We start from the raw sequence: 14,588 nt of genomic DNA on the forward strand, positions 1-14,588 counted from the left end.
TGCCGGCGCCTCCGTGGCGCCGGGCGTCGCCGTCGGCGTCGCCTGGGCGAGAAACCCGATCGACGTCGCCGACGCGCGCGCCGCCGCGGCCGTCACGGCGCGCGCGGCGGCACCAGAGCGCGCGGTCACCGCGCGGACGGGCGAAGCGCTCGTCCGCGCGGTCACCGCGCTCGCCGTGGTCGCACGCGCCGCGGTCGCCGTCGCCGCACTCACCCGCGCCGCGGTCGCGACACGCGTCGCCGCGCTCGTCCGTGCCGTCGCCGCGCTTGCGGCCGTTGCGCTCGCCGCGGTTGTCGTCGCGTCGCCGCTCGTTGTCGCCGTGCTGCTCGTCGCCGACGTCGTCCCGGCCGCCTCGGCGTCCTGGGCCTTCGTCAGCGCGTCCTGCGCGTCCACGAGGTCCGCCTCGGCCTTCGCGACGGCGACCTTCTGGCTGCGGTTGTCGATCCGGGCGAGGAGCTCGCCCTCGCTCACGTGCGCGCCCGCCTTGGTGTAGACCTTCGTGATCTTCCCGCTGGTGGCGAAGTCGACGTCGACCTGGCGGGCCGGCTCGAGGTTGCCGGAACCGGAGACGACGGTCTGGATGACGCCGTTCGCGACGGTCACCGTGCGCTCGGACACGAGCGTCGTGGGCGCGCTCTGCAGGCTCAGGACCGCGACGACGACCGCGGCGCCGGCCACGAGGACAAGCAGCGCGGTCAGCACTCCAGGGCGGGAACGCCGGTGCGCGCGGGGCTTGCGCGGCGACCGCGCCCTCGGCATGGGGCGCGGTTTCGGTGCGGATTCGATCGGTCGGCGTCGCTTGCGTGTCGGCATCGGCAGCGCGTGAAACTTGGCGCGTAGACCGAAGAGCCAGCGAAGAAGATCAGATGAGCTGGACCATCGGTTGAGAGGGAGCGCTTCGGCGCCGGACCGATTCGTCCAGTTTCAAGTACGAGCGCTGTCCGTCCGATGACCATGGCCGATGTCCATGCCACGCCTGACCTCCGTCCGCACCAGGATGCTCGTCTTCCTGCTGCCGCTCACCGCCGTCGCCGTCGCGGTCGTGACCCTGCTCGCCCTCTCCCGCGCGTCGAGCGCCGAGAAGACCTCGCGCTTCGCCGAGATGCAGCGACTGTCGGCCGCGGGCGCCAACGACTTCGACGCGCAGGTCCGCGAGAACCAGGGCGTCGGCCGCTCGCTCGCCACGCTCGCCGAGGGCCTGGACGGCAAAGCCGACCGCACCGAGGTCAACGCGATCGTCCATCGCTTCCTGGACCGCAACCCGCAGGTCGTCGGCGCCTACGTCGGCTATGACCCGAACGCCTTCGACGGCGCGGACGCGGCCCACAAGAACGAGCCGGGCTCGGACAAGACGGGCCGCTACGGCCCGTACTGGAACAAGATCTCGGGCAAGGTCACGCTCGACCCGCTGGTCGACCAGGAGGCCAGCGACTACTGGAACCAGCCGAAGAAGACCCACGCCGACTCGGTCATCGAGCCCTACCTCTACGACGGGCTCCTGATGACCAGCTACACCTCGCCGGTCGAGCGCGCCGGCAAGTTCATCGGCATCGGCGGCGTGGACGTCTCGCTCGGCGCGATCAACACCGACGTCGGCAAGCTCCGCATCCTCGACTCCGGCTACGGCCTGCTCGTCTCCAACGGCGGCACGTTCGTCGCCGCGCCCGACAAGGGCGTGGTCGGCAAGCAGTCGCTGAGCAAGCTCGGCGCGGCCAAGCACAACCCGGTGCTCGCGCGGGCGGCGAAGGACATCGCCGCCGGCCACGCGGGCCAGGCCGAGACCACCGACCCGTTCACCGGCAAGCACGTCGTGCTCACCTGGGCGCCCGTGAAGTCCGGCAAGTGGGGCTACATCACGTCCGTCCCGGTGTCCGAGGTGCTCGCGCCGATCAGCAAGCTGCGGACCGCGACGCTGCTCACCAGCCTCTTCCTGCTGGTGCTCGTCGGCGCCGCGATCTGGTGGTTCGCGGTGCGCCTCGCCCGCCCGATCGTCGCCGTCACCGACGCCGCGGAGCGCGTGTCCCAGGGCGACGTCGACGTGGCGATCGAGGTCAAGGGCCACGACGAGCTCGCCCGCCTCGGCACCGCCTTCCAGCACACCGTCGACTACCTGCAGGAGATGGCCGGCCACGCCGACCGGATCGCCCACGGCGACCTCACGCAGGAGGTCGAGCCGCGCTCGGACGAGGACCGCCTCGGCGTCGCGGTGCGCGACATGCGCCGCAAGCTCGCCGGCCTCGTCGGCGCGGTGTCGGAGTCCTCGCAGCTGCTCAGCACCGCGTCGCGCGAGATGGCGTCGACCTCCGAGGAGGCCGGCCGCGCCGTCGGGGAGATCGCCTCGGCCGTGTCCGACGTCGCCCAGGGCGCGGAGCGCCAGGTCCGCGCGATCGAGGCCGCCCGCAGCGCCACGGCCGAGGTCGGCCTCGCCACCGAGTCCAGCGCCCAGTCCGCGCAGGAGACCGCCGCGGCGGCCGCCGAGGCGCGGCAGATCGCCGCCGAGGGCCAGCACGCCGTCTCCGAGGCCACCGAGGCGATGCGCCAGGTGCGCGAGAGCTCGGGCCAGGTCACCGAGGTCATGCACCAGCTCGCCAACAAGAGCGAGCAGATCGGCGGCATCATCGAGACGATCACCGGCATCGCCGGCCAGACCAACCTGCTGGCGCTCAACGCCGCGATCGAGGCCGCCCGCGCCGGCGAGCAGGGCAAGGGCTTCGCCGTCGTCGCCGAGGAGGTGCGCAAGCTCGCCGAGGAGTCCCAGCGCGCCGCGGCGAGCATCGCCGACCTCGTCCAGGAGATCCAGGCCGAGACCAACCACGCCGTGTTCGTGGTCGAGGCGGGCGCCGAGCGCTCCGAGCAGGGCGCGGCGACCGTCGAGCAGGCGCGCGAGGCCTTCGAGCGCATCGGCGCGTCCGTCGACGGCATGAGCTCCCGCGTGGACTCGATCGCCGCCGCCGTCGCGCAGATCGCCTCCAGCGCCGAGCGGGTCCAGGACGACATGATCGAGGTCGCCGCGGTCGCGGAGGAGTCCAGCGCGTCGTCGGAGCAGGTCTCCGCCTCGACGCAGCAGACCAGCGCCTCCGCCCAGGAGATCGCGGCCTCAGCGCAGCAGCTGGCGGGCACGGCGACGGAGCTGGAGCGGCTGGTCGCCCAGTTCCGCGTGTAAGACTCCTGCGCCATGGCGCGCGCAGTGGGAATCTCAGGGCCCGGCGGGCCGGAAGTGCTGACGGTCATCGACCGCGAGGTCCGCGAGCCCGGGCCCGGCGAGGTCCGGATCGCGGTCAAGGCCGCCGCGGTCAACCCGACCGACATCGGCCTTCGCAACGCGGGGGCCGACACTCCGCCGCCCTGGACGCCGGGGATGGACGCGGCGGGGACGATCGAGTCGGTCGGCGAGGGCGTCGATCGCTTCATCGCCGGCCACGAGGTCATGGCCGTCGTCACGCCGCGCCGGCCGGATGGCGGCGCGCAGGCCGAACTGCTCGTGGTCGAGGCCTCGAGCGTCGTGCTGATCCCGTCCGGCACCACGTTCCAGCAGGCCGCGACGCTGCCGATGAACGGCCTCACCGCGATGGCGGGGCTGGACCTGATCGGGCTGCCGCCGGGTGCGACGCTGGGCGTCACGGGCGGCGCGGGACTGCTCGCGTCCTACGTCATCGCGCTGGCCCACGAGCGGGCCTGGCGGGTCCTCGCCGACGCCAAGCCCGAGGACGAGGCGCTCGTGCGCGGCTTCGGCGCCGACGTCGTCGTGCCGCGCGGCGAGCCGTTCCCCGAGGAGGTCGACGCCGTCTTCGACACCGCGATGCTGCACGCCGCGACCTTCGACGCGATCCGCGACGGCGGCACGCTCGTCGTCGTGCGCGGCTGGCAGCCCGAGGAGCCGCCCCCGCGCGGCATCGAGATCCAGCCGGTGCGCGTCTCCACCGCCCTGCACCGCACGGACTGGCTGATGGAGCTCCGCCAGCTGGCGTCCGAGGGCAGGCTGGCGCTGCGCGTGGCGGGCGAGTACCCGCCCGAGCAGGCGGCCGAGGCGCAGCGGGTGACGGACGCCGGCGGCATTCGCGGCCGCGCCCTCATCGTCTTCTGATTACGTTGGGAGACATGGGTCTTCGCTTCGGTATCCACAGCGGGCAGCAGAACGCGGCGAGTTTCGACGAGTACCTGGCGATCTGGAAGTTCGCCGAGGAGGTCGAGTTGAACTGGGCCTCAGTGTTCGACCATTTCCAGCCGATTCAGTCGGACCCGACCGGGCCGTGCTTCGAGGGCTTCACGCTGCTGGCGGCGATGGCCGCGCACACCACGCGCCTGGCCTGCGGGATCATCGTCTCCGGCGTCACGTACCGCCATCCGGCGGTCGTGGCCAACATGGCGACGACGATCGACCACATCTCCGGCGGGCGGATGGAGTTCGGCATCGGCGCCGCCTGGAACGAGGAGGAGCACGGCGAGTACGGCATCGACTTCCCGCGCATCGGCGTGCGGATGGACATGCTCGACGAGGCCTGCCACGTCCTGCGGGCGCTCTGGACCGAGAAGCGCGCGAACTTCGAGGGCGAGCACTACACGCTGACCGAGGCCCAGAACGAGCCGAAGCCGCTGCAGTCGCCGATGCCGCTCTGGATCGGCGGTTCCGGCGAGAAGCGCACGCTGCGGATCGTCGCCGAGCACGCCACCGGCTGGAACACGTTCCACGGCGACCCCGCCGAGTACCGGCACAAGCTCGACGTGCTCGAGCGCCATTGCGCCGACGTCGGCCGCGACCCGGCGGAGATCCGCAAGCAGGTCGTGATGCGCACCGACGTCGCCGCCGCCATGACCTCCGAGCAGATCGTCGAGGCGCTCCTTCCCCACAAGGCGATGGGCGTCGAGGACTTCCTCGTCTCCGCCCGCCCGCCGGCCGACTTCGCGACCATCGAACGATGGGCGCGCGAAGTCGGGCCGGCGTTGCGTACCGCCTAGGGTTGGGTGGTGGAGAGCGTGAAGGTCAGCGTCTTGGAGTAGGCGCCCGTCCGCAGCGCGTCGGTCTCCCCGATGTGCTGTTTGAAGTCGATCGTCACCGTCTCGTTGGCGGTCGGCGCCGTCCACGCGGACTTCGAGAACGACACTTCGAGCAGCGACGGCAGCGCGTACGCGCCGTTCATCAGGTGCCCCGGGTCGGAGACGGTCAGCGACGCGTTCTCGGCCGTCGAGATGACGTTGGCCGTGGTCGAGGTCGTGTAGTCCTTCGCCACGCCGGGCGTGAACGGCGCGAACACCGGCGGGGTGCCGAGCGTGAGCGCCAGCGTCGCCGGCACCGACCCGCCCACCGGCGAGGTCCCGCCGACCGGCGCGACGCAGTAGCAGTACGTCTCGTTCGGCTTGCCCGGCGTGTAGAGCCACTGCTTGAAGAAGTCGCGCAGGTCCTGGCCGGAGTCGCGCTGGGCGATCGCCATGAAGTCGTCGGTGGACGCGGTGCCGCCGCCGAAGGTCGAGACGTAGTCCTTGAGGATCTGGAAGAACGTGTCGTCGCCGAGCTTGGCCCGCAGCGCCTGCAGCGTCATCCCGCCGCGGGTGTAGACGGTGGCGTTCTGGTACTGGTTGACGACGCCCGGGTCGAAGACGGTGTTGTTCCAGAACGTCGTGTTGGCCGCGCGGGCGTACTGCGTGTTGAAGGCCGCCTGCGCGGTCGTGCCGCCGCCGTTCTCGACCCACAGCCAGTTGGCGAACGTCGCGAAGCCTTCGGAGAGCCACACGTCACGCATCCGGCGCACGGCGACGTGATCGCCGAACCATTGGTGGGCGAGCTCGTGAGCGAGCGCCGAGAGGCCGTTGGCGGAGGTGAACTCCGGCCGCGTCTGGGTCTCCATCTGGTAGCCCGCGTTGGTCACGTCGACGATCGCGCCGACCGAGCTGAACGGGTACTTGCCGAACTTCGTCCCGAAGAAGTCGATGATGTTGCCGATGCCCGCCAGGCGGGTGCGCGCGGTGTCGGTGAGCTGGTCCGGGCGGACGCCGTTGATGATCGGGATGCCCGACGCGGTCGTGTCGCGCAGGATCGTGAACTTGCCGATGTTCAGCGTCGCCAGGTAGGTCGCCATCGGCTCGGTCTCCTCCCACACCCAGTTCGACGTGCCCGCCGCCTCGTCGACCGTGTTGGAGATCAGCTGGCCATTCGACATGACCTGTCGATCGCTCGGGACCGTCACATTGAACGTAAAGGTCGCCTTGTCGTTGGTGTTGTTGTTGCACGGGTACCACGTGTCGGCGCCCTGCGGCGGGGTCGACGTGTAGGACCCGTTCTCGGTGTAGTTCCACCCGTCGATGAAGTTGTCCGGGTCGCGCGGGGCGGGCCCGGGCTCGCCGTGGTAGACGACCTCGACGCTGAAGCCGTGCGAGGCGACGAGCGAGGCGGCGGGCGTGATCATCAACTCGCGGCCGTCGCGGGCGAACGTCGCCGCGGCGCCGTCGACCTTGACGCTGTCGACGGTGAGCCCACGCAGGTCGAGGTTGAAGCGGCACAGGTTCTGCGTGGCGGCGGCGGTGATCGTCGCCTTGCCGTTGAGGATGTGGGTCGTCGGGTTGTAGCCGATGTTCAGGTCGTAGTGGGTGACGTCGTAGCCCCCGTTCCCGATCCCCGGGTAGTAGGTGTCGCCGAGATCTCCCGACCCGTTCACGCACGCCGTCGGCGGCGCCGCGGCCGCGGTTCTGGCCAGCGGCACGTCATCCGGTTTTCCGGTGCCTCCCGCACCGGCCAACGCCATTCCCCCGAACGCGGCCACCGCCGCGACGACGACCAACAACAGACCCCGACGCATACGTCCCCCCTCTATAGGACTTGCCAGGGACGGTAGGTTGCCGGACTCGTGCTGTTCCCGACAGTCCAATTCGCGATCTTCTTCCCGATCGTGCTGGCGATCTCGTGGGCGCTGATGAAGCGCCAGGCGATCTGGAAGATCTTCATCGTCTTCGCCAGCTACGTCTTCTACGCCTGCGCGAACCCGAAGTTCTGCCTGCTGCTGGCCGGGATCACGCTGCTCAACCAGGCCGGCGCGAAGCTGATCCACCGCTCGCAGGACGAGCACACGCGCAAGTGGATCGTCGGCGTCACGGTGACGCTCGACTTGCTCGTCCTCGCGGTCTTCAAGTACTACGGGTTCTTCACCCAGAGCATCGCCGACGCGCTCAACACCGTCGGCCTGGGCATGCCGCTGCCGCTGCTGACGATCGCCTTGCCGGTCGGGGTCAGCTTCTTCACGTTCCAAGCGATCTCGTACACCGTGGACGTCAAGCGGCGCCTCGTCGAGCCGGCGAGCACGATCGACGTCGCGCTCTACCTGAGCTTCTTCCCCCACCTCGTCGCCGGCCCGATCGTGCGCGCGCGCGAGTTCCTCCCGCAACTGCAGGAGCCGCGCGACCCGCGCAAGGTCGCGGTCGGCTCCGGGCTGGCGCTGATCGGGCTCGGGCTGATCAAGAAGGTCGTGATCGCCGACTACCTCGCGCGCACGATCGTCGACCCCGTCTTCGCGGTGCCCGAGTCCTATGGGGCGCCGGACGTGTGGATGGCCGCCTACGCCTACACGGCGCAGATCTACTGCGACTTCAGCGGCTACACGGACATCGCGATCGGCCTCGCCCTGCTGCTGGGCTACGTCTTCCCGCAGAACTTCATGTCGCCCTACCGCTCGCTCGGCTTCCGCGACTTCTGGCGGCGCTGGCACATGACGCTCTCGCGCTTCCTGCGCGACTTCCTCTACATCCCGCTCGGCGGCAACCGCAAGGGCAAGTACAAGACCTACCGCAACCTCTTCCTGACGATGCTGCTCGGCGGCCTCTGGCACGGCGCGGCGTTCACGTTCGTGCTGTGGGGCGCGTTCCACGGCGCCGGGCTCTGCCTCGAGCACGCGTTCGCCGAGAAGTGGGAGAAGATCTGGAAGTGGCTGCGGTGGTTCATCACCTTCCACCTCGTCGTGTTCGGCTGGATCCTGTTCCGCTCGCAGAGCCTGGATCAGGCCTGGACGTTCATCTCGCGCCTGTTCGCTCCGGGCTCGGCCACGCTATGGTCCGCGCCGGTCATCCTCGGCGTGGTGGTCGTGATCGGATTGCAGCTGCTGCCGAGCAAGGGCGTCGAGAACTTCCAGATCCGGCTGGAACGGTTGCAGCCGGTCGTGATCGCCGTCGGACTGGCCATCCTGATCCTGTACGTCGGCGCGACCGTCCCGAGCCAGGGCGTCGCCCCCTTCATCTACTTCCGCTTCTGATGCCGCCTTCGCACCGTGACGACAGCCTGATGGGCCGCTTCGACCAGCACGGTCTCTCGCGCTTCCGCGCGCGGGACGCGGTCTGGACGACGTTCCTGATCGCCGCGCTGCTCGTCGTCTTCGCGGGGGACTCGGCGCGGCGGGCGGGCGAGCAGATGAACCCCGGGATCGGGCGCGACGTGGTCCTGTTCTTCGGCAAGCCGGCGGGCGCGATCGCCGACGCACTCCCGTTCGCCCAGGTCGCGGACAACGCCACGGCGTGGGTCCGGCCGGACGACGACCTCGGGGGCAACGGCTCCTTCGCCACGCTCACGCTGCAGACGACGGGCGTGCCACCGGTCACGCCGGAGGCCTTCGACCCCGCCCAGCTCGGCGCCAAGCCGGCCAAGCCGCGGCCGCTGAAGACGCTGCTCGTCACCGGCGACTCGCTGTCAACGCCTCTGGACACCAGCCTGGCCCGCGATCTCGCGCCCACCGGCGTGAAGGTCCTGCGCGAGCCGCACCTCGGCTCGGGCATCTCGAAGAGCTTCCTCGTCGACTGGGGGCAGCTCTCGGTCGACCAGGTGCGCAAGGACAAGCCCGACGCGGTGGTCGTCTTCATCGGCGCCAACGAGGGCTTCCCGTTCGAGAAGCAGGGCGGCGGCGAGATCAAGTGCTGCGGCGTGGACTGGGCGACCGAGTACGCCAACCGCATCCGGGCGATGATGAACACCTACCGGGCCAAGGGCGCGGCGCAGGTGTACTGGGTGAAGCTGATGACGCCGCGCTCGAAGGCGCGGGCGGACATCGGGCGGGTCGTCAACGCGGCGATCGACGTCGCCGCCGAGCCGTGGAAGACGCAGGTCCACCTGATCGAGACGATCCCGATCTTCACCCCGAAGGGCTACCGCGACGCGATGCCGATCAACGGCGAGGACACGATCGTCCGGATGCCCGACGGGATCCATCTCAACGACACCGGCGCGGCCTTCCTGGCGAACGTCGTGATCAAGCGCATGGGTCAGGACTTCGCCTTGCAGCGTTGACCCTGTCCGCCCTCGGCACTACCGTCGTCGCGGTGTCTTCACGCTTTTACATTCCCAGCGCCCTGCTGAGCGTCGTCGTGGGCCTGGTGGTCGCCACCGGCGCGTCCGCCAGTCCGGTGGCTTCCGCGGCGGCCACGTGCACTCCTCCGAAGTACCCCGGGTCGGGCTACTTCACGGCGCTCTCGGTCACGAAGACCTCGTGCTCGACGGGCAGCAAGATCGCCAAGGCCTACTACACCTGCCGCACGTCGGGCGGCAAGGGACCCAAGGGCCGCTGCGTCAAGAAGGTCCAGGGGTACTCGTGCCGCGAGACGCGCCGGTCGACCTCGGTCGAGATCGACGCGACCGTGACGTGCAAGAACGGCTCGAAGGTCGTCAAGCACTCCTACCAGCAGAACCTCGACTGAGCTAGAGCCCCTTGATCTTCAGGCGTCGTACCTCGCGCTCGAGGTACGGCGCCAGGGTTGCCCCGTAGGCCGTGGTGATGTGGGTGAGGTCCTTGTAGACCAGGACGCCGCCGATCACCGGGTAGCAAAGTGACGCGTCGCAGAAGTACTTCGACATGTCGATCACGTGGATGCGCTTGGAGTGCATCCGGCTCGCGGCGGTGCTCGGCGGGTCGGTCGGCAGGCTCGTGCTGCGCTTGCGCGCGCAGGCGATGCCGGGCGGCTGCTTGGCCTTGCGGGCCTCGTCGATGCACGGGCCCGTGTCCGCCTGCATCCGCGGGTTGTCGCGGATCACGATGATGTTGCGGACCGTGTGCGGGAGGCGCTTCCACTGGTCGCGGAAGCCCTTGACCTGCGTCTCGAACCCGGGCTTGGGGATCGTCGCCGCGACCACGAAGACGGTCGTGACCTCGGGGTGACGCTCGAACCACGCGATCGTCTGCTCGTTCCAGTTGCGGCACTCGTCGGCGCGGGACTTCGGGGCGAGGCTGACGACTTTGGAGAACGCGCAACTGGTCAGCGTGTTCGAGATGCCGCGCCAGTGGCGCTGCTTGCCGATCGGCGACAGCACCGAGCGCCAGGCGGACGCATGGCTGTCGCCGATCAGCGCGACCGTGGTCTTGGAGTGCTTGGCCCGTGCACCCCACCAGCACGTCCGCACCAGATCCTCGACGTGCAGGCGATTGCAGATGCTGTTCGGCTTCAGCAGCGCCTGGTTCGGGGTCGGCGTGACCTTCAGGCGCAGGTTCGGGTTGTTGCAGGGCTTCTGCGGGTCACGCGAGGCTGCGCCGAAGCAGCGCGGCTTGTCGGCGGCCGCCGCGCTCGCGACGGTCAGCAGGAGCAGGGCGGCGAGCGTGAAGCGGATGAGGCGGGTGAGCACCGCGGGATCATCTCAGGCGAACATCCCGGGGACGTAGTGGCCCGGCTCCGTCTGCACGGCCACGTTCAGCCGGTTGTAGACGTTGATCGTGGCGATGCCGAACAGGAGCGCGCCGATCTCCTCCGGGTCGAACTCGTCCTCGACCTGCGCCCAGACGTCGTCCGGGACCCCGCCGTCCGCGATCAAGGTGACCGCCTCGGTGAGCGCGAACGCGGCTCGCTCGCGGGCGTCGTAACACGTGGCCTCGCGCCAGGCCGCGATCATGTAGAGGCGCTCGTCGGTCTCGCCGCGCTCCTTCGCCTCCTTCCAGTGCATGTCCAGGCAGAACGCGCAGCCGTTGATCTGCGACGCGCGAATGTCGATCAGGTCGCCGAGCGCGGGATCAAGCGGGTTCGCGGCGGACAGCCTGGCGACGGCGCCGTACTGGCGCGGGGCGACTTCCGGGAGCTGCAGGCGATGTGCGGGAATCGTGGTAGCCATATTCAATGGACGTGACAGCCTCCTCGGATGTGACGATCGACGCCGCCTTGGCCCGCTGCCTCGTGGACTCCCAGTTCCCGGAGTGGGCGGCGCTGGAGATCGCGCCGGTCGCCCTCAGCGGGGTCGACAATCGGACGTTCCGGCTCGGCGATGCCCTGTCGGTGCGGTTGCCGGCGGGTGACTGGTACGCGCTGCAGGTGGAGAAGGAGCAGCGCTGGTTGCCCGTGCTCGCGCCGTCGCTGCCGCTCCCGATCCCGGACCCGGTCGCGGCGGGTTCGGCGGGCTGTGGATATCCGTTCCGCTGGTCGGTCTATCGCTGGCTGGCGGGTGAGAGCGCGAGTGAGGACGCGATCGGCGACCTGGTCGCGTTCGCGCGTGATCTGGCGGGCTTTCTCGTCGCGTTGCGGGGTGCCGACGCGCGGGGCGGTCCGGCGCCGGGGCGCCACAACTTCTTCCGCGGCGGTCCGCTGTCGACCTACGGCGAGGAGACGCTGCGGGCGATCGAGGCCCAGCGGGCCGTGATCGACGCCCGCGCCTCCCTGGCCTGCTGGGAGGACGCGCTTGCGGCCACCTGGACCAGGGAGCCGGTGTGGTTCCACGGCGACGTCGCCGTCGGCAACCTGCTCGTCCGCGACGGCCGTCTGGCCGCGGTGATCGACTTCGGCAGCTCGGGCGTCGGCGACCCCGCCTGCGACGTCGTCATCGCCTGGACGTTCTTCTCCGACGCCGCGCGGGACGCGTTCCGCGCGGCGTTGGGCGTCGACGACGCGACGTGGTCACGCGGGCGCGGGTGGGCGCTGTGGAAGGCGCTGATCACGCTCGACGCCGACCCGCGTGCGCGGCTGATCGTCGAGCGGGTGCTTGCCGACCACGCTAGTCGCACGTGAGATTCGTGGGCCGCGGCAGGTGGACGACCTGGCGGACGGTCTGCCCCGCGACCCGCAGCCGCACCCCGACGCGGTCCAGAGCGCCGACGACGCAGGTTCTCGAGGCGACCCAGATGAGCGCCAAACGGACGGAAATACGGCGCGACGCGACGCGCTAAGCGATCTGCGCTCTTTCGCCGATGTGAGAGCGATGAGCCCATTCGCCGGACTGTTTTTGATCCTCTTCGCGGCCGGGAGCGTGCTCGCCGGGACGTGCGCCGTCGTCGCGCACCGCCGGAGCCGCGACCTCTGGTCGGCGCCGCTGGCGTTCGTCCTGCAGCTCGGCGGCCTGTTCGCCTTGCTCGTCGGGCTGTTCTACCTGGTGTTCAACGGCTACGTCGAGGACTACGGCATGCAGCCGGCGCGGACGCTCCACATCGCACTCCCATTGCTCGCGGTTGCGCTCGTCGCCTCCGCGGCGGCGTGGGCGATCGCGCTTCGCCCTCAGGCGCGGGCGTAGAGAGCGGCGCGGGTCGGGAACGGTAGGGCGGCGACGAGGTCGCCCTCCGCCTGCACCGCGCGCTGGTACATCAGCGGGCTCGACCAGTGCACGGCCGCGACGCCGCCGTCCAGGCGAGCCTCGATGAAGCCCTGGCGCGGCGTCCAGCGGGCGAAGACCGGCGGCCAGAGCGCGTCGTCGCCGTCGAACTCGACGAGGAGCAGGACGCCCGCGTCCGGCCCACCCGGGGCCGACAGCGCGGCGAAGCGCGGTTGGGTGTCGTCGCGCAGCGCGCGGTGCAGCGTCGTGGCGGGTGCGGCGGCGTCCGTCCACGCGGCGCGGAAGGCATCGTCCTCGCCTGGCGGGACGGTGAAGAACTCGATCATCGCGTGCTCATTCGTCGCCTGGAATGATCGCGTCTCCCTTGGCCGCCGCGATCGCCCTCTTCGTCATCTCCGCCGGCGCGATCCTCGCCGGGCAGGGGTACATCAAGACCGCGCGGCGGATGCGCTCGTACGGCACCGTGCGCGGGCGGGTGATCAAGCGGGAGCTGGCGGTCATGTCGGCCGGGAACCGCGAAGGCCGCTGGGGCAAGGGCGGCGGGTACTGGCCGAAGGCGACGTACGTGTTCACGGTCGACGGCATCGAGCACACGTCCAGCCTGACGACGTATGCGCACCGGGGACTGCGGCAGTCGCTCGCCGAGCAGGCGCTGGCCGCCATCCCGGACGAGGTCGACGTCTTCTACGACCCGAGCGACCCCGACCAGGCCTATCTCGAGAAGCACACGCCGCGGACGGGGTACTGGCTCGTGGGCGGCGGCATCTTCGGCGTGCTGCTCGCGCTGCTGATCGCGGTCAGCTAGGTGCTTGAAATTCAACTGCGCCGGGTGGGGAGGGGGAGTGGCGAGCCACCCGTTCCGGGCTGCCGTGAGTCCGTCGCGCGGCGCGGCTCTGTCGGCTCGAATTTGCCGCGCCGGGATACCGACAGTTACTAGCGTGGTACTGAAAGTGTGTTCCGCACACGACTCGTCCAGGTCGCCGTGGTCGACCGTGCGCGTTTGAGGCACGGATCGCGGTTTTCGATCAGGCTCGCACTGTTCGATGTGGCGCGTTGATGGGGGTGCGGAACGAGAACTGCCTGACACGCAGCTCTGGTTACGCACCCCTCCCCCACCCGGTGCAGTCGACGTTCGGCTCAGCTCGGCGGAGGGGCGGCGGCCTCTTCGACCGTCTCGGGCGGACCCACGTCCGGCTCGACGTAGATCCGCGCGGTGCCGATGCCCTCGATCGCCCGCACGCGCGCCTCGGCGGCGTTGATCGCGTCGATGAGCTGCGCCATCGTCAATCCCGGGTCGAACTCGACCTTGGCGGCGATCAGGATCTCGTCCGGGCCGAGGTGCTCGGTGAGTGTGTGGATGACGCGCCGGACCTCGGGCGCGCGCTCGAACTCGGCGTCGATGCGGCGCTCGAGCTCCGGCGACGCCGACTCGCCGATCAGCAGGCTGCGCATCTCGCGCGCCAGCACGAAGGCGATGACGAGCAGCAGGATGCCGATGGCGAGCGTGCCGATGCCGTCGAACACGGGCTCGCCGGTGATCAGCGCCAGTGCGATACCCAGCAGCGCGCACGTCAGGCCGAGCAACGCGCCGGAGTCCTCGAGCAGGAGCACGGGAAGCTCCGGGGAGCGCGACTCGCGGATGTACTCCGACCAGCTGCGCCGGCCGCGCGCGGGCGTCGCGTGCCGGACCGCCGTCCGCAACGCGAACGCCTCGAAGACGAAGGCCACCGCGAGGATCCCGATCGCGATCGCGGGCGAGTCGATCTCGTGCGGGTCGTGGATCTTGTGGTAGCCCTCGTAGACCGAGAACAACCCGCCGAGCGAGAACAGCACCACCGCGACGACGAACGCCCAGAAGTACCGCACCCGCCCGTGGCCGAACTGGTGCAACTCGTCCGGCGCGCGCTTGGCCTGGCGCCCGCCGAGGACGAGCAGGCCCTGGTTGCTGGAATCGGCGACCGAGTGGATCGACTCCGCCAGCAGTGACGACGACCCCGTGATCAGGAACCCGGCGAACTTGGTGATCGCGATCCCCATGTTCGCCGCGAACGCAGCCGCGATCGCCCCACCGCTCTCATGCCCGTCCCCCGCCATCCGC

General features: G+C 70.2%; 14 protein-coding genes and 1 pseudogene. 9 read left to right on the plus strand and 6 right to left on the minus strand.

Annotated features, from left to right (window positions below):
- Positions 1-702, minus strand: a pseudogene (locus OM076_RS18030) (hypothetical protein); the annotation flags it as partial.
- A gap of 265 nt (positions 703-967) precedes the next feature.
- Between OM076_RS18030 and OM076_RS18035 the strand changes: the two are divergent.
- From OM076_RS18035 to OM076_RS18045, 3 genes are read left to right on the plus strand one after another with little or no spacing between them, the layout of a single operon-like run.
- Complete coding sequence (locus tag OM076_RS18035; RefSeq protein ID WP_270041428.1) at positions 968-3,163, plus strand: methyl-accepting chemotaxis protein; 2,196 nt, start codon at positions 968-970, stop codon at positions 3,161-3,163.
- A gap of 12 nt (positions 3,164-3,175) precedes the next feature.
- On the plus strand, positions 3,176-4,084 hold the full coding sequence (locus tag OM076_RS18040; protein ID WP_270041429.1) for an NADP-dependent oxidoreductase: 909 nt from the start codon (positions 3,176-3,178) through the stop codon (positions 4,082-4,084).
- Positions 4,085-4,098: 14 nt separating this feature from the next.
- Positions 4,099-4,956 (plus strand): TIGR03560 family F420-dependent LLM class oxidoreductase, encoded by an 858-nt coding sequence (locus OM076_RS18045; protein ID WP_270041430.1) that lies wholly within the window; start codon positions 4,099-4,101, stop codon positions 4,954-4,956.
- Here the strand turns inward: OM076_RS18045 and OM076_RS18050 are convergent.
- Entirely contained in the window at positions 4,953-6,791 is a 1,839-nt protein-coding gene (locus tag OM076_RS18050; protein WP_270041431.1) for a M1 family metallopeptidase, read from the minus strand. The genes OM076_RS18045 and OM076_RS18050 overlap by 4 nt on opposite strands.
- A 48-nt stretch (positions 6,792-6,839) precedes the next feature.
- Between OM076_RS18050 and OM076_RS18055 the strand changes: the two genes are divergently transcribed.
- Genes OM076_RS18055 through OM076_RS18065 form a run of 3 tightly spaced genes read left to right on the plus strand, consistent with a single transcriptional unit; the run spans position 6,840 to position 9,666 of the window.
- Positions 6,840-8,234 carry an MBOAT family O-acyltransferase gene (locus OM076_RS18055; RefSeq protein ID WP_270041432.1) on the plus strand — a complete coding sequence of 465 codons (1,395 nt, stop codon included), beginning with the start codon at positions 6,840-6,842 and terminating at the stop codon, positions 8,232-8,234.
- Positions 8,234-9,259 (plus strand): DUF459 domain-containing protein, encoded by a 1,026-nt coding sequence (locus tag OM076_RS18060; RefSeq protein ID WP_270041433.1) that lies wholly within the window; start codon positions 8,234-8,236, stop codon positions 9,257-9,259. The genes OM076_RS18055 and OM076_RS18060 overlap by 1 nt, the downstream gene beginning before the upstream one ends.
- 32 nt (positions 9,260-9,291) lie before the next feature.
- The gene (locus OM076_RS18065; protein WP_270041434.1) at positions 9,292-9,666 is read left to right on the plus strand and encodes a hypothetical protein; all 375 of its coding nucleotides are present in this window, start codon (positions 9,292-9,294) and stop codon (positions 9,664-9,666) included.
- 1 nt (position 9,667) lies between these two features.
- Here the strand turns inward: OM076_RS18065 and OM076_RS18070 are convergent, their stop codons facing one another.
- Both OM076_RS18070 and OM076_RS18075 read right to left on the minus strand, forming a co-directional pair.
- Entirely contained in the window at positions 9,668-10,585 is a 918-nt protein-coding gene (locus OM076_RS18070; RefSeq protein ID WP_270041435.1) for an SGNH hydrolase domain-containing protein, read from the minus strand.
- Between the two features lie 12 nt (positions 10,586-10,597).
- On the minus strand, positions 10,598-11,065 hold the full coding sequence (locus OM076_RS18075; RefSeq protein ID WP_270041436.1) for a carboxymuconolactone decarboxylase family protein: 468 nt from the start codon (positions 11,063-11,065) through the stop codon (positions 10,598-10,600).
- A gap of 11 nt (positions 11,066-11,076) precedes the next feature.
- Here OM076_RS18075 and OM076_RS18080 point away from each other — a divergent pair, with 11 nt between their 5' ends.
- Complete coding sequence (locus tag OM076_RS18080) at positions 11,077-11,952, plus strand: aminoglycoside phosphotransferase family protein (RefSeq protein WP_372518056.1); 876 nt, start codon at positions 11,077-11,079, stop codon at positions 11,950-11,952.
- Positions 11,953-12,142: 190 nt separating this feature from the next.
- A complete protein-coding gene (locus OM076_RS18085) occupies positions 12,143-12,451 on the plus strand; it encodes a hypothetical protein (protein WP_270041438.1) in 309 nt (102 codons plus the stop codon).
- Here the strand turns inward: OM076_RS18085 and OM076_RS18090 are convergent.
- The gene (locus OM076_RS18090) at positions 12,436-12,816 is read right to left on the minus strand and encodes a hypothetical protein (protein WP_270041440.1); all 381 of its coding nucleotides are present in this window, start codon (positions 12,814-12,816) and stop codon (positions 12,436-12,438) included. The genes OM076_RS18085 and OM076_RS18090 overlap by 16 nt on opposite strands.
- A gap of 38 nt (positions 12,817-12,854) precedes the next feature.
- Between OM076_RS18090 and OM076_RS18095 the strand changes: the two genes are divergently transcribed.
- A complete protein-coding gene (locus OM076_RS18095; protein WP_270041441.1) occupies positions 12,855-13,295 on the plus strand; it encodes a DUF3592 domain-containing protein in 441 nt (146 codons plus the stop codon).
- A gap of 332 nt (positions 13,296-13,627) precedes the next feature.
- Here OM076_RS18095 and OM076_RS18100 read toward each other — a convergent pair whose 3' ends face one another.
- Positions 13,628-14,584 (minus strand): cation diffusion facilitator family transporter, encoded by a 957-nt coding sequence (locus tag OM076_RS18100; protein ID WP_270041442.1) that lies wholly within the window; start codon positions 14,582-14,584, stop codon positions 13,628-13,630.
- Positions 14,585-14,588 lie beyond the last annotated feature (4 nt).

The organism is Solirubrobacter ginsenosidimutans, from assembly GCF_027587205.1.

Bases quoted from the DNA above. Each gene is read 5' to 3' on its own strand.
- OM076_RS18035 (WP_270041428.1), top strand. From the start codon at position 968: ATGCCACGCCTGACCTCCGTCCGCACCAGGATGCTCGTCTTCCTGCTG.
- OM076_RS18040 (WP_270041429.1), top strand. From the start codon at position 3,176: ATGGCGCGCGCAGTGGGAATCTCAGGGCCCGGCGGGCCGGAAGTGCTG.
- OM076_RS18045 (WP_270041430.1), top strand. From the start codon at position 4,099: ATGGGTCTTCGCTTCGGTATCCACAGCGGGCAGCAGAACGCGGCGAGT.
- OM076_RS18050 (WP_270041431.1), bottom strand. From the start codon at position 6,791: ATGCGTCGGGGTCTGTTGTTGGTCGTCGTCGCGGCGGTGGCCGCGTTC.
- OM076_RS18060 (WP_270041433.1), top strand. From the start codon at position 8,234: ATGCCGCCTTCGCACCGTGACGACAGCCTGATGGGCCGCTTCGACCAG.
- OM076_RS18075 (WP_270041436.1), bottom strand. From the start codon at position 11,065: ATGGCTACCACGATTCCCGCACATCGCCTGCAGCTCCCGGAAGTCGCC.
- OM076_RS18085 (WP_270041438.1), top strand. From the start codon at position 12,143: ATGAGCCCATTCGCCGGACTGTTTTTGATCCTCTTCGCGGCCGGGAGC.
- OM076_RS18090 (WP_270041440.1), bottom strand. From the start codon at position 12,816: ATGATCGAGTTCTTCACCGTCCCGCCAGGCGAGGACGATGCCTTCCGC.
- OM076_RS18100 (WP_270041442.1), bottom strand. From the start codon at position 14,584: ATGGCGGGGGACGGGCATGAGAGCGGTGGGGCGATCGCGGCTGCGTTC.